General features: G+C 46.8%; 14 protein-coding genes, 1 pseudogene and 1 riboswitch. Of the genes and pseudogenes, 2 read left to right on the forward strand and 13 right to left on the reverse strand.

Translation table 11 applies throughout. The features are described from left to right. Positions 1-78 precede the first annotated feature (78 nt). From JOE45_RS09605 to JOE45_RS23510, 9 genes and pseudogenes are all read right to left on the reverse strand, one after another. Positions 79-864 carry a LutC/YkgG family protein gene (locus tag JOE45_RS09605; RefSeq protein ID WP_210020409.1) on the reverse strand — a complete coding sequence of 262 codons (786 nt, stop codon included), beginning with the start codon at positions 862-864 and terminating at the stop codon, positions 79-81. After that, a complete protein-coding gene (locus tag JOE45_RS09610; protein ID WP_210020408.1) occupies positions 857-2,365 on the reverse strand; it encodes a LutB/LldF family L-lactate oxidation iron-sulfur protein in 1,509 nt (502 codons plus the stop codon). The genes JOE45_RS09605 and JOE45_RS09610 overlap by 8 nt, the downstream gene beginning before the upstream one ends. Then, the gene (locus JOE45_RS09615) at positions 2,343-3,092 is read right to left on the reverse strand and encodes a (Fe-S)-binding protein (RefSeq protein WP_210020407.1); all 750 of its coding nucleotides are present in this window, start codon (positions 3,090-3,092) and stop codon (positions 2,343-2,345) included. The genes JOE45_RS09610 and JOE45_RS09615 overlap by 23 nt, the downstream gene beginning before the upstream one ends. Before the next feature lie 121 nt (positions 3,093-3,213). Further along, on the reverse strand, positions 3,214-3,927 hold the full coding sequence (locus JOE45_RS09620) for a FadR/GntR family transcriptional regulator (protein WP_210020406.1): 714 nt from the start codon (positions 3,925-3,927) through the stop codon (positions 3,214-3,216). Positions 3,928-4,182: 255 nt separating this feature from the next. Then, positions 4,183-4,383 (reverse strand): annotated as a pseudogene (locus JOE45_RS09625) (YunC family protein); the annotation flags it as partial. A 75-nt stretch (positions 4,384-4,458) separates the two neighbouring features. Next, on the reverse strand, positions 4,459-5,568 hold the full coding sequence (locus tag JOE45_RS09630) for a site-specific integrase (RefSeq protein ID WP_210020404.1): 1,110 nt from the start codon (positions 5,566-5,568) through the stop codon (positions 4,459-4,461). A gap of 275 nt (positions 5,569-5,843) precedes the next feature. Continuing rightward, the gene (locus tag JOE45_RS09635) at positions 5,844-7,577 is read right to left on the reverse strand and encodes a methyl-accepting chemotaxis protein (protein ID WP_210020403.1); all 1,734 of its coding nucleotides are present in this window, start codon (positions 7,575-7,577) and stop codon (positions 5,844-5,846) included. Between the two features lie 88 nt (positions 7,578-7,665). Then, positions 7,666-7,751, reverse strand: a riboswitch (cyclic di-GMP riboswitch). Positions 7,752-7,947: 196 nt separating this feature from the next. Beyond that, positions 7,948-8,133: a helix-turn-helix domain-containing protein gene (locus JOE45_RS09640; protein WP_210020402.1), complete on the reverse strand. Its 186-nt coding sequence runs from the start codon at positions 8,131-8,133 to the stop codon at positions 7,948-7,950. A gap of 369 nt (positions 8,134-8,502) precedes the next feature. Beyond that, a complete protein-coding gene (locus JOE45_RS23510; protein ID WP_481856107.1) occupies positions 8,503-8,637 on the reverse strand; it encodes a hypothetical protein in 135 nt (44 codons plus the stop codon). Between the two features lie 157 nt (positions 8,638-8,794). On the opposite strand from JOE45_RS23510, the gene JOE45_RS09645 reads away from it, so the two are divergent. Next, complete coding sequence (locus JOE45_RS09645; protein WP_210020401.1) at positions 8,795-9,295, forward strand: hypothetical protein; 501 nt, start codon at positions 8,795-8,797, stop codon at positions 9,293-9,295. An 18-nt stretch (positions 9,296-9,313) separates the two neighbouring features. On the opposite strand, the gene JOE45_RS09650 is transcribed toward JOE45_RS09645, so the two are convergent. The 3 genes from JOE45_RS09650 to JOE45_RS09660 all read right to left on the reverse strand — a co-directional run bounded on the left by JOE45_RS09650 (position 9,314) and on the right by JOE45_RS09660 (position 12,129). Further along, a complete protein-coding gene (locus tag JOE45_RS09650; protein ID WP_210020400.1) occupies positions 9,314-11,257 on the reverse strand; it encodes a putative bifunctional diguanylate cyclase/phosphodiesterase in 1,944 nt (647 codons plus the stop codon). 150 nt (positions 11,258-11,407) lie between these two features. Beyond that, positions 11,408-11,788 (reverse strand): DUF423 domain-containing protein, encoded by a 381-nt coding sequence (locus JOE45_RS09655; protein ID WP_210020399.1) that lies wholly within the window; start codon positions 11,786-11,788, stop codon positions 11,408-11,410. 38 nt (positions 11,789-11,826) lie between these two features. Further along, on the reverse strand, positions 11,827-12,129 hold the full coding sequence (locus JOE45_RS09660) for a hypothetical protein (protein ID WP_210020398.1): 303 nt from the start codon (positions 12,127-12,129) through the stop codon (positions 11,827-11,829). A 231-nt stretch (positions 12,130-12,360) separates the two neighbouring features. Between JOE45_RS09660 and JOE45_RS09665 the strand changes: the two genes are divergently transcribed. Further along, positions 12,361-12,564, forward strand: a complete 204-nt coding sequence (locus JOE45_RS09665) for a hypothetical protein (protein ID WP_210020397.1) — start codon at positions 12,361-12,363, stop codon at positions 12,562-12,564. Positions 12,565-12,869: 305 nt separating this feature from the next. On the opposite strand, the gene JOE45_RS09670 is transcribed toward JOE45_RS09665, so the two are convergent. After that, positions 12,870-14,213 (reverse strand): MmgE/PrpD family protein, encoded by a 1,344-nt coding sequence (locus tag JOE45_RS09670; protein ID WP_210020396.1) that lies wholly within the window; start codon positions 14,211-14,213, stop codon positions 12,870-12,872. Positions 14,214-14,267: the final 54 nt, after the last annotated feature.

A 14,267-nucleotide genomic window follows, 5' to 3' on the forward strand; every position in this document is an offset into this window, starting at 1 on the left:
ATAACCTCTTAACTTCTTATATGGCAAAGCCCCGCGCTCGCAGCCTGTAGGCGCGAACAGCAGGGAAAGTAAAACCGTTTATTTGATAATAACGGCATACACTTTGCCGGGTCCATGAATACCTATGGTCAAGTCGTTCTCGATATCGGCGCTTCGGCTCGGACCGGTAATCAGATTAAGAGAGGATGCGTATTGTTCCGCCGATGTTTTGTCGCGGGTGATTTTCTCGAACGCCTCCCCCATCCGGTTCACCAGCTGGTCTGCACGGAACACCGCAAACAGAATGTCTGTAAGCAGGGTGACCGAGCGGCCTCGCTGCGGAGAGCACTGAAGCACTAATGTGCTGGTGTTCGCTACAGAGAAATCGGGCCAAACGATACCGAGCTGGCACCGCTCCGTACGCTTCAGCAGCTCACTGCGCATCGCCCAGTTGGACTCGGGAAGCTCCACTGCGCTTTGCTCAGGTTGAAATTCGGGTAGGCTCGGATAGAGGGGCTCAACCCATGGCACGACCTCAATGCCGACCTCTGCAAGCTGCTCATCCAGCCCGAGCGCCTTCAGTCCCTCGTGCTCCCACCGGGAGACGTGCGTCACGCCAAGCTCAGCGGCAATATCTTTGAGCCACGCTCCGATCTGCTGCCTTGCCTCGGCAGCCTCCACGATGAGAACTTTCCCTGTCAGGGCTGTCCAATTCTCCGTGAACAGCTGAATTTTCTCTTCTACCGATCGGTCCGAATCTTTATACCACTGCGGCGCGCCTCGAAACGGGTGGTCTGGGGCTAAGCTTGGAACAGAGCTGCGTCCGAGCCTGGAGGACAGGTTCGCAATAAAAGCATCTCTTCCTTGGATCGTACCTTTAGTCATGGTGCTGCCCCCTTTCCCGCGCTCCATTGCTCAAAGCGCCTGCTTGACCGCCGCCCTCACGCTTCAGCTCCTGTTGCAGCTCATCCCATCGCTCACGGAACGATTGCTTCGGCTTCATCGGCAAATGACGTGACTTCGTCCAGCCAGCTGCCGGACCGGGCGCTTTCTTGATTACTCCATTGCTCACGAAGGGCTTCATCAGGTAGTAAGCGGATTTGGTCGCCATGCGATACAGCTTGACGTTGCCGAACGTCGTCTGGAACGTCTTGAAGGCCACGCGCTCGGCAAGCGGTGTCATCCCAAGCCGTACCTTGCGTGCCCGAAGCTGCACAAGCATGTCGTGCAACGGGATTTTTACCGGGCATGCCTCATAGCATGCTCCGCATAAGCTGGACGCGTAGGACAGCTGTCCAGCTTCCTTCATGTCCTGCTGCAGCAGCGGCGTCAGTACGGCTCCGATCGGGCCGCTGTATACGCTCCCATAGGTGTGTCCGCCCACATGACGGTACACGGGACACACGTTAAGGCATGCCGCACAGCGGATACAATGCAGCACCTCTTGGAAAATCGGGTCTCCGAGCTGTGCCGAGCGGCCGTTGTCCAGAATAATCAGATGAAGCTCCTCCGGTCCATCGAGCTCCCCTTCGCGGCGCGGCCCCGTGATCATGGAGGTGTACGTTGTCAGCTTCTGTCCCGTCGCGCTTCTGGCCAGTAGGTTCAGCACGACCTCGAGGTCATCGTAAGTCGGTACAAGCCGTTCCATTCCCATAATCACGACATGGCATTTCGGGATGGTACTCACCATCCGTCCATTACCCTCGTTAGAGACGAGCGTGATTGCGCCCGTTTCGGCTACGCCGAAGTTGCAGCCCGTCAGTCCGATATCCGCTTGGAGGAAATAGTCGCGAAGCCGCTGTTTGGCAAACTCGGCAAGCACCTTTGTTTCCGGCACGAATGATTCTCCTGCCTCCACCGAGAACAGGTCAGCGATTTGCTGTTTATTTTTGTGAATAGCCGGGATGATCAGATGGGAAGGTGTCTCTTTTGCCAGCTGCAATATGTATTCGCCCAAATCCGTCTCAATGGCTTCAATGCCACGTTCTTCGAGGTGATGGTTCAGATGAATTTCCTCGGACACCATCGATTTGCCCTTGGCCACCAGCTTAGCGCCGCGTACTTCGGCTATGCTCATGAACGTCTTGACCGCTTCATCCGCAGTCTGACAAAAATGGACATGTCCGCCTGCATTGGCAACGTTGTCCGTAAACTGGGTCAGGTAGTAGTCCAAATTATCCACAACGTGCTTGCGGATTTGCCGACCTCTTTCGCGCCAATCCTCCCAATGACCAAAATCATCCGTCGCCATTTTCTTGCCGATCTTCAGCTTATCTGTTGTAAACGCTACCGCTTTGCGGAGAAAATCGTCCGCCAGTGCTTCTTCTGTCCGTTTCCGAAGCCCTGTCCCGATCAATTCCTTTTCATTTGCGACCTCCCGACTCACCGCGCTTCACCCCTTCCTCCAACAGCTGTGCCAAATGCATTACGCGTACCGGCTTGTTCTCTTTATTTAATCGACCGCCAATATTCATCAAACACCCCATATCCGTACCGACGAGCACGTTTGCGTTAGTCTTGCACACGTTGGCCGCTTTCTCGCACACCATCGCCTCCGACATGTCCGCCATCTTGACCGCGAAGGTGCCGCCGAAGCCGCAGCAGTCCTCTTTATAAGGTAAATCGATCAACTCCAGCCCTTTGACATGAGCCATCAGCTCGCCGGGTTCCTCTTTGACGCCTAAGAGACGCATGGCATGGCAGGAGGGATGGTACGTGACTTTTTCCGGAAACTCCGCATCCATGTCCTTTATCCTGAGCACCTGGACCACAAATTGGGAAAATTCGTATGTTTTTTCGATCAGTCGCTCCGCTTTAGCCTTCCATTCAGGTTCATGCTCAAACAATTGCGGATAGTAATGATGCACCATTCCCGTACAGGAGCCCGATGGCGATACCACATAATCACTGTATTCGAATGCGCGAATCCAATTGCGCGCTACTTCGCGCGCTTCGTCTTGATAACCGCTGTTGTACGCGGGTTGGCCGCAGCAGGTCTGCAGCTCAGGGAAATCGACCTCGCAGCCGTATCGGTGCAGCAGTCTAACGACACTCTCGCCGACTTCCGGATACAGCTGATCGGCCAGACATGTAATGAACAAGGAAACTCTCATGGAAATCCATCCTTTTCGTATGAGCTCTCTTACTTGTCAGGTTATCAGATAAGTTGTCTTTTGAAAAGGGGGGTCTGGAAATTTTTAGAGCGATGCATTCCAGCCTCATTCAATTAGGAATCTATGATTTCAGAAATTTAAGCAAAATCTGCTCGACATGGAACAAATGTCGCCTCATCTCCTCTTGCGCCGCTGCCGCATTCCTGCCGCGAATGGCTTCGTACACCGCTTGGTGCTCCCGCCAAAGCTGGATCGACACCTGCCGATTCGCATACATCTCCAGCCTCCGGGTCTCGCGGATCGCCGTCTGCATTTGGGACGAGATGGAATCGATCAGCCGCACGATGATTGAATTATGCGTTGCTTCGGCCAAAATAAGATGGAATTCGATATCCGACCGTTCTCCTTCCTCCTCATCGCCAAGGTGCTCCTCCATTCGCTTCAGCACCGCCTCAAACTTGCGGAGGTCATCATCCGTCCGCTTCTCTGCCGCCACAGCTGCTCCGGCAATCTCCAGCGCCTTCCTTGCCTCGATCAGCTCGAGCACCGTCTCCTTGCTCATCAGCAGTGAATCGAACTCCGGTAGTCCCACATCCTGCGATTCGATACTGCGCACATAGCTGCCCTCGCCCTGATGTATCTCCACTAGCCCCATCGCCTTCAGTGCGCTGAGCGCTTCCCTTACGGTAGAGCGGCCTACCTGGAATCGTTCGGACAGCTCCTTCGTTGACGGAAGCTTCTCTCCAGGCTTCAGTCCTCCGGATACAATCTGCTCCTTGATTTGGTCTGCAATCACTTCATAAATTTTACGCGATTTGATCTTTTGGATTTCCACCTCTTCGTCCTCCTGTCTGTCGTGTTCTAAGCTATTCCCATTATACCTCGATTCCTTAGGAGTACAACCAAGGCAGAGCCATACCTGGTAAGAAAAACTACTATCGGGGTCCTTTCAAAGATGCCTGACCGTTATTAGCGGTAGTTTTTCTTGGTACCATCATATCTCAGTTCCTTTAACGCTTTACTGAACTTAAAATTCTGTAACGTTCAAAAAAAAAACGCCGAACCTAAGTTCGGCAGCTTCCTTCTCTCGTTAAAACATGAGCGCGACCGCATCTCTACCTTTCATCCCCGGCGTGATGCCAAGCGCCTCAGCACCGTAGGTTACGGATTCCAGCGTGGCTTCCAGCAGCTCCTCGATCGTCTTGACACCCGTTGCACGTCCGGCAATAATGCCCCGCTCCTTCAACCGCTCGTTTAACAGCCCCACGTCCAGCGCTCCGCACATGATATGATGGCGTAAACATCCTTATGCAACTAGTTATTTAAAGACTCGATCATTCAACAGATCACACATGGATCACAAGGGTCACCATTTCAACATTTCATCCAATTTGTCAGCAGCAGCTTGCTGCATACTCGGGAGCACATGGCTGTACACATCAAGTGTGACTCCAATTTTTGAATGTCCCAGCCGCTCTGATATCACCTTCACGTTAATATTTTTTTCTATCAGCATGGTAGCGTGAGTATGACGCAGCGAATGAAATGAAATATGAGGTAAACCGGATCCTTTTACATCTTTTATATAATGTTTTGTTAAGTTAGCTGGAAATACGGTCCCGCCATTTTTCAAGTTAAATATTACCAAATCTAAATCGGTAAATTCTTCTGCTGTATTTTTAAAGGTGACATAATCCTCATATTGCTTTGTTAAAGTACGAATTAACTGAGCTGGAAGCGAGATTGTTCTTTCTCCTGAACTCGTTTTGGCACCACTTTTTAACCTCTTCCCATAATGAGTCAGTGTCTGACTCACGGTTATGGTTTTTTCACCAAAATTGACGTCCTTCCACCGCAAGCCTAATATTTCACCCTGGCGCATCCCGGTTGACAGCGCGAGAGCATAGACACAAAAAAATCTCCTGTTCTTTGTAAACTCTAAAAACTGATTCGCTTGATTGACTGTCCATACTTTCAATTCTTGCTTCTGACTTTTGGGCAGCTTTACTTTTCTCATATGATTTTCTTTCATGTATTTGTAATCTACAGCCGAATCAAAAGCCAGTTTAATCAATGTACAAACCCGATCTATTGTATTACGAGCGTACCCGGCTTGATGCATCTCATTAACAAATTTCTGACATACGATTGGATTTAGCTCCTGTAATTTCATCGTCCCCATCTTTGGAATAATATGATTCTTTAAATACAGTGTGTTGTTATAATAACTCGTCTCTTCACATTCTAATTTTTTTACGTTCTCAAGCCAATAGGTCATAAACTCGCTAACCGACTGTTTATTCGTCCCGATATACCCTTCTTCTTTTACTTCTGTTTGAAGCGTGATCAGTACATCGTTAGCGTCTCTCTTTGTCTTAAACCCTTTTCTTCGGACTTGCTTTCTTTTGCCGTTAACATAATGGTCAAAGACAAATTCCCATTTCTTTGTTTTCTGATTTTGAAAAATAGAAGCCAACGTTAATCCCTCCGTTTTTAGTACATACAATAAAAACAGAGCTGAATATGTGATCTGTTGTCTAACGAATTAATCACACATGGTCTAGCTCCATGATGAACCAAGTACCTATGACCCACTTTTATGGAACGAAATTCTGCGCATCCATTTTTCATCACCTCTTTTGGTTCGTAACATATGCGGTTTACGATTTGTCCTATTACAGCCAATAGAGGAGTTTTTTTTTTTGCACAAAAAAAGACCCGCTGTCATTCACGACAGCGGGTTGTTTGGGACTACACTTTGAATTTACTTATCACATCCTGCAGATCTTGAGCCATTCTGGTTAAAGCTTCCGCAGAAGCTGATATTTCCTCCATCGAGGCATTTTGTTCTTCTGCTGAAGCAGCCACGTTCTGAGTATTTCCTGACGATTGCTCGGCAATGTGAGCTACGCCTTCCATCATCTCCGCCATGTTTTGCCCACTCGAATTCACTTGTTCGATAATAGCGGATACCTCTTGAGATTCAGAGACAACCTGTTCAATCGCCTTTACAATATCCCTGAAGGACTCACCGCTCAGATGAACCATGTGAATTCCTTCTTTGACGATAGATGCGCCTTCATTCATGGATTGTACAGCTTTGTCCGCTTCGGCTTGAACCTCCCCGATCAGATTGCGAATTTGGCCTGCCGCGTTACCTGATTGTTCCGCTAATTTCCTTACTTCATCAGCTACCACAGCAAACCCTCGTCCATGTTCCCCTGCGCGCGCAGCTTCTATTGCAGCATTTAAAGCGAGTAAGTTTGTTTGATTCGCAATTTCCGTAATCATCTGTACAATGTGGCCAATTTCCTTTGATTTTTCACCAAGTGCATTAATTACCTCTGCTGTGTGACCAGCTGAGCGCTGCATACTGTTCATTTGCTCTACAGCCTGGGATACCACTTGATTGCCTGCATTCGCTTTATCGCTTGCCGTCATCGTCAAATCGGCTACTGACTGAATAGACACTGCAGCCTGATTCATCCCTCTCGAAATTTCTGCCGCTGCCTCATTGGCTTCTGTAGCGCTTTGAACCTGCTTTTCTGACCCTAAAGCCACTTCTTGAATGGCCATTGAAATTTGTTCCGTCGCTTTACTAGTCTGTTCAGCACTCGCAGATAATTCTTGCGCTGTTGCGGCAACCTGCTCAGAATTCATTCCGACTTCGCCGATCAAATGACGAAGATTTTGTTTCATCAGATTAAAGGAAATCGCCAAATCGCCAATTTCATCACGGTTTTTCACTTTAATATCACCTTCTATAAGGATACCCTGTGAAATTTTTTGAGCACCTTCTGCTATGGCTGCAATGGGTCTTGTAATCATTCGAGAAATGATTACACCGATTACAATAGCCAGAACGAAACTAACAATGCTCAGGGTAATGACCGTTGTGAGTACGGAACTGACCAAGTCAGAATTCGCTTTACTTCCCTCTTCCATATTATGGGCTTGATCCATAGCTACTTGATTTGATATGTCTCTAATTTTTCCTGACAAAGGAAATAAGACTTGAACGGAATGACGATTCGCCTCAGCCGGATTGCTTTTCATCAAATTGATGACTGCATCTGCATTGCTTTGGAATTCGGCATTAAATATTTGAAGCGTTTGTAGCGCTTCCAAAAGCTCTGGTCTTTGAACCATTTCGTATGTAACCTTTATTTCTTCATTCATTGCATTAATAGCCGTAGATACGATTTCTTCGGAGCCTTCTTCCTGTAGTAACACCCCTCGCATACCTGCGACTTGCTGAGAAGCATTATACTGGATATCTTTTGCATTGGCCAATATCGCTGCCCGGCGATCAACCAGATCGGAGAACGATTCTTCTACCTTATTGATATTGTAATACGAGATAAAACTAACCATTCCAAGAAGTATGGATACACATAAAAATCCGCCAACCAACTTTTTTCCAACCGTCCATCTTATTGATAATTTTTTTCTGAAGAATAGCTTTTTCCCAATCTTAAATTTCATAAATAACACTCTCTTTCTGATTTCTCAATAGTAAAATAAAAGTGGCTATTCCATAATGAAATAGCCACCTTGTTTACGGTTAACTATATTCGGTAACCCGGCGATCATAGCTTCTTAAGCTTTAGATCCGTGGCTTTGCGTCTCCGACTTTCGACGGATTTGCCTTTATCTAATTATAGGACTTCAATCCTAATATCTAATATATCAGATTTTGTCGAAAAAATAAACACATTTTAGGTAATTATTGTATTTATTTTTTCGCCGAACAAAAGATCAAACATAAGGCCACAAAAATGGAGCCAGTATCGATGTGACATATTGTCAACTCATTCTGCCACATACACCGACTCTGAAAAAATACCATATTTAGCTAATTAATAGAACCTGAACTTTTTAGCCAGTTTTCAAATACTTGCTCATGCACTAAATATCTCCGTCCTAATTTTTTAGAAGGAAATTGGCCGCTCTTAATGATCTCATAAGCCCGATCTCGCCCGATGCCCATTTTCCTCATGATGTCCTTCACACCCAACATGACTTTACCGTTATCCTCCATGATTGTTCACCTCTCTTTGCTACGACATATGCTCGTTTTGAGTTGTCCTATTCCTAAATCGTCTTATGTTAAGTACACTATAGATCTACTTTGCATTGAATATAGACAAAGGCACCCTCGGTTAGGAGAGTGCCTTTATACGTATCAGGAAGGGCAATACCGTCGCCCAGCGGTTTTTTATAATCCTTCTTTGATCACAATAGAGTCACATCATTGGTCACAGGGTCACAAAAATAGTCACAAAAACGGGTCACTTTTAGTACTTTAAAAGAATCTCTAAGTAACTAGCAGTAAATAAAGAATAGTGGCTAAACGCTTGTCCGACTCGGAATTTGCCGATTTGATAAGGGATTAGAATTGGGGTACATATTAAATTATATTATGCGCTCCGCACATAATATAGCCTTTATCTGTAGTAACGACAAGCAGCGTTGTTTTGGGCAGCTTCACTTCGACCGCAAGTGCGGTGCGTCCTCCCAAATCCATCGGTTCCATTCGTATCATAATAAGCACTCCTCTTAACAAGGGTATGCTGTCAGTATATGTATGTCCGGTTCCAAGCGTGCTTTGTCGGCATGTATCCAATAAGGACCTACTGCTTTCAAACCCGAAAAAGTGGTATAGTATAAATAAGTATTCCGAATTAAAAGAGGTGACGTCAATGGAGAGAGATAATCCGCACAAGCGCAAGTTTTTGTTCAACGTGGACATCATGATTGAGGATGAAACCAATGGACGTGCCTTGGAAACGCTGTTGCATCTGTTAAATACGAAGCTTATAGAGGATTATCAAATTAAGCAAGGAGTGGAATTAGGTAAAAGAATCGAAGTGGCTTTGAACGGATCGGCGATCAAGAAAATCGAGATACCGACGGAGGCAAAGACAGCCCCTGCCCTGAATAAAAAGAACAGCAAAGCTGAAGAACCTTACCATCCGGAGAGCGACCCGCACAAGCATATCTGGGAACAAATGATGACATTTCAGCAAAACAATACCTTGATCCGCCTGTCCATCGTCAAAGGCAAGGGCATCAAGCTCAGCATGCCCTGTCGAATCATCAGCGTCGACCCGGCAAGCGGTAATTTGACAGTCTATCATGTGGACGAGAAAAAAGTATATCTTCTCAAAATCAACGAAATCGACGATTATGTCATACATTAATGGTGAAATACCGTCCGCTCAGGACGGTCCTTCATTTGCCTCAGACGCCGCTTGACGCTCCATGAGGCGTAACGCTTCGTCCGCAGACACCGGCCGACTGAAGAAGTAGCCTTGAATTTCATCGCACTGATTGCTTCGCAAAAATTCAAGCTGTTCCTCCGTCTCAACCCCTTCTGCGCTCACACGCAGGTTCAAGTGCTTCGTCATCGATATGATCGATGCTACAATCGCAGCGTCATTCGGATTGCTCACACACTCGCTGACGAAGGAGCGGTCGATCTTCAGCTTATCGATCGGCAGCTTTTTCAAGTAGCTAAACGAGCTGTACCCCGTCCCGAAATCATCGATACTGATGTTGACCCCGAGCTTTTTCATCTCATGAAGAAGTGTCGTGGCATGATCGATATCCATCGTGCTGCTTTCCGTAATCTCGAACTCCAGTAAAGACGGATCAAGTCCGGTTTCGCAGAGCACTTCACTTACCTTAGCGTACAGATTATTCTGCATAAACTGCCTGGCAGACAAATTTACTGCAACAGGAATCGGCGGCAGGCCAGCCTTTTGCCAAGCGGCGCTGAGCCTGCATGCCTCCCTAAGCACCCAATCCCCGATCGACACAATCAACCCACTTTCTTCGGCAAAGGGAATGAATTGACCGGGCAGGATCATTCCGCGTTCCGGATGCATCCATCGGATTAAAGCTTCGAAGCCGATAATTCGTCCGGACACGACATTCATCTGCGGCTGAAAATGAAGGATCAGCTCCTTTCTTGCTATAGCCCTTCTCAATTCACTGTCCAATGTCAGACGCTGTAAGGAAAGCGATTTCATTTCATGATTGTAAATTTGGTAATTGTTCTTACCTTTTTCCTTGGCGCAGGACAAAGCAAGATCGGCGCATTTCATCAGCGCACCGGTATCTTGAGTCTCTGTATTCATAATAGCAATACCGACGCTTGCCGTGATATGCAGTTGGTATTGCTCCAGCATAAAGGGCTCATCCAAAAGATGAGTCACTTTGCGCGCCATTTTCTCCACTTGTTCCGCTGTCCCGGCCGAGCTCAGTCCGGACAAAAACAAAACAAACTCGTCACCTTCCGTTCGCGCCAAAAAATCGTTATCTGTCAAGCACCTCGTAAACCGTTCCGCCACCTGTACAAGCAGCATATCGCCATAATCGTGCCCAAAGTTGTCATTGATGATTTTGAACCGGTCAATATCAATAAAGAAGACAGCCAGCTTACCTCCATGGCGTGTAGAAGAAGCCGATGCTACGCTCAAATGCTGCATAAACAGCCGCCGGTTCGGTAGCCCAGTCAAGTCATCATAATAAGCCAGGTATCGGATTTGATCCTCCGCCCGTTTGGAGGCCGAGAAATCTTGGCAAATGACGATTGATCCCGTCGTTTGCTCTTCTTGATCTTTAATGGGTACGGACGTCCCGTGCAGTTCTAACGGATAACCCTTTTTATGTAGTATGGATATGCTGTAGGAAGGAGACTCTACTTTAAACACATCGGCAAAATGTTTGGCAACCTTACCTGTTTGATCCTCCGGCAGGATCGTCAGATAGTGCCGTCCTGCGAGCTCCTCTTCCGAATAGCCCAGCACTCTTACCGCGGCTGCATTCACCTTCACTATACGGCCATGCCGATCCATAATCGCAGCCGGATTCGGATTATGGTAGAACAATGCATGAAGCACATTCCCACTTTCGATTAACTGCTCTTCCATTCGCGTTCGCTCGTCATTCACAAACTGTTGGAACCGTTCGAGCGATAAACCGCGCCGCCATAAATATATGACCAGAAGCACAGACACACCGGAAAATGCCCATAATATAGATTCAGGCATCCACATGGACACAAGCAAACAGAAAGTGATATACCCGTATACGAGGAGTGAAACAAGAGGTTTATTCTTGGTTTGATCCGTTCTTACGGAATCGGTCGTCTTATTCATAACTGTCAGCCTCCTTTGCACCCTGCCTCCTCTTTAATAATCTTCCACACAAATCGACCTTTTCCTCCTTATTCCGGCATGAAATACTAATTAGATGATTAAAAGAAGAGACCGCCCGGTGTACCGGACGGTCTCTTCTGAGCTGAACCATTAGTTAGACGAGCTTTTCCAAGCTGCGAGCGCCAGCGACAGCCAGCCGAATATAAATGCGATGCCGCCAATCGGCGTAATGGCCCCAAGCACAGTAATTCCCGTTATACTCAGAACATAGAGGCTGCCTGAAAACACGATGATACCGATCAGCATGGACCATCCTGCCCGGCGTAGATGTCCGCTTGCCGGCAGTATCGAAGCACAGAGACCTACAGCAATCAGACCCAGTGAGTGCATCATTTGATATTGCACGCCAGTCTGGTAATTCGCCAGCATGCCTGGCGTCAGCCATTCTTTCAGCGCATGCGCACCGAAAGCCCCAAATGCGACGGACAGCAGTGCGCAGATGCTGCCGATGGCGACAAACACTCTATTCATACTCCATTCTCCCCCATTCTTCCAACCTTCCCATGTTCCTATGCAAACTGTCCAACGTCATGCTGGCCGATAATCAAAGTGACAGGCTCAAGGAATACACGGGTGGACGTCGGATTCGCAATCAGATCGACCTCGACGTCAATGACCTTGAAGCGTTCGCGTCTGCCTTCCCTTTTATCATGCACCACTTCAAATTCTTTAAGTCCCAGCGGATACGAAACAACGGAAAATCCAACAGACAGCAGCGACGTTTCATATTCTCCATGGCTGAACAAAACCTCTGCCATAATTTCATCATTCATATCTACAATCTTGGCCATTTGGCAAATGATATACTTCATTAAATGTCCTCCTCCGATTAAAGGGTACCTCCTTAGGCCGACTCATGAATTTCGTACCCCGAATACATGTAGTGATTCAACATCCGATCCATACATTCCTCTTTTTTCAACAGGAATAGACATTTTTTTCTATAGTCACGGTAAAATCATTGCCCGCCTTCATCCTCAGCGGTGGCAAAAAGAAACGCTTCGTCATAATATGCATCATCCAAGCCTTAGGAGATGAATGCTATGAGCAAAAACAAAAAAGCCAAAAAGAAGATCCAATCCTCCATTGATAAAAATCAATTCAATATGAAGGTCGTGACCTCGGATGTTTGCGCGCGCTGCCTCAAATGCGAAAGGGGACGTCAATATTTACAAAACATGTCTCTGCCCGGCGCCGTGGGCAAAGGCGTTCCTTGTATGCTGACCAGAGGAAAAGCTTACGGCTGACCTGTCGATTAGTGCAATCCGACTCGGAAAAATTCAAATCAGTATGGCGTACCCTGATAAAGCCAGGCGGCAACAAGCTGCTGGCTTTTTTCTTTGGAGAAAGTAAAACTCGGGCATGAACCACCTACCAAATCAATATAATGTTCGAGTCATGAATAACGGTCGGTTGATCGATGAGTAAACAACTGGTAAGTGGATTTCAGGCGTGAGGAAGCAGGTAGGCATAATAAAAAAACGAGCCAGCCCTTGGTCATTTTTTTCATGACGTTTGGGCTAGCTCTTCCATGATCAGAACTTACATGAAACTATGCGGACACTTTCGATTTGGTGCAATAAGGAATGATTTCATTAATATCGGCTATCGAATCAAGGTCATAGAGCTTTTGAATAATGGCTTCTGTATTTTCACTTCCCAGGATCCCCGTCACTAATTTTTTAAATTTGTTGCAGAGCATGTCATCTGTCATCGGATTTTCAATACTGCCTGTAGCATGCTGCACTCGATACTCAATCACTTTTCCGTCAACGGTGGTAAGCTTCGCTAAACACTCGTCCTCTTCGAAGGATTCATCGACAACCGGTTTGATTTTACTTCTAAAGTCAACTGTCCGTGGATCCAGCACTTTGGAGTCGTGATATTGTTCTTCGCTGGCATCGCCATCCAGGAAAGCAATAGACCCTGTGTGGTAAATACTGAACTTACCTTCCAAGCCGGTTTTAGGCTCCGGTTTACCTGTAAGCTCAAGAACGTACTGGTTGACTGTAATTTCGATTTCTTTGACCTGCGATGGATCTGTTACTTCTTTCCCTAGGGCAATACACGCGTCAATGGCTGGGTGTAGAACGATCCCGCAGGCATAAGGCTTAAATGCATTTTTAAGCGTTTCCCATTGGGTCCCCCATGCAATGTTGACCTTCTCCAGATCATGTTCCGGTGCCAGTACATTGGCAAATCCTCTTTTGGCCTCAAGAACCTGCTTGGAGCTGGTAAATCCTTTTTGTGCCAATAACGCAGCTAATAATCCATTCTCTGCCGCTTTACCGGGATGAAAAGGCTTGGTCATGGTTCCAAACATTTCACGCAACCCGAACGCTTGTGTTCCTGCGATTCCCAGAGCATAAATCAGCTGCTCCTCATTTAATTCCAACAAAATACCTGCTGCGATAGCAGCGCCGAACACGCCGGCCGTACTCGTGATATGCCATCCCAACTGATAATGACTTGGATAAACAGCATTGCTGATTCGCAGTTCCGCTTCTACTCCAAGAATGAAGGCTCGCAATACTTGCTTGCCGCTCAAGCCGAATTTTTCCGCAAGCGCAAAACAAACAGGAGCAACGGGTCCGCTAGGGTGATGAATCGTATCCAAATGGGTATCATCGTAATCAAAAATATGAGAGCTCATCCCATTAATCAAGCTGGACATTAATAAATCCGCCTTCTCTTCCCTACCAAGAATAGACACTTGTTCACTGGACTGGAGGTCTTCCTTTAAGCTTAACAGCATGTCTACAGAAGGATGATAAGCCGCACCAACGGCAACTCCCATCCAATTCAGAATACTTTTCTTTGCATGAAGAACGACATCCTGGGGAATATCTTCCCATTTTGTATTTAAGCAGTTCTGTACAAGTGTTTGTGTAATCATTTTATTCTCTCCCTATCGTTTATATTATTATGAATGAATCCCATAAAAGGGGGA

It is taken from the genome of Paenibacillus sp. PvR098 (assembly GCF_017833255.1).
Taxonomy (GTDB): domain Bacteria; phylum Bacillota; class Bacilli; order Paenibacillales; family NBRC-103111; genus Paenibacillus_G.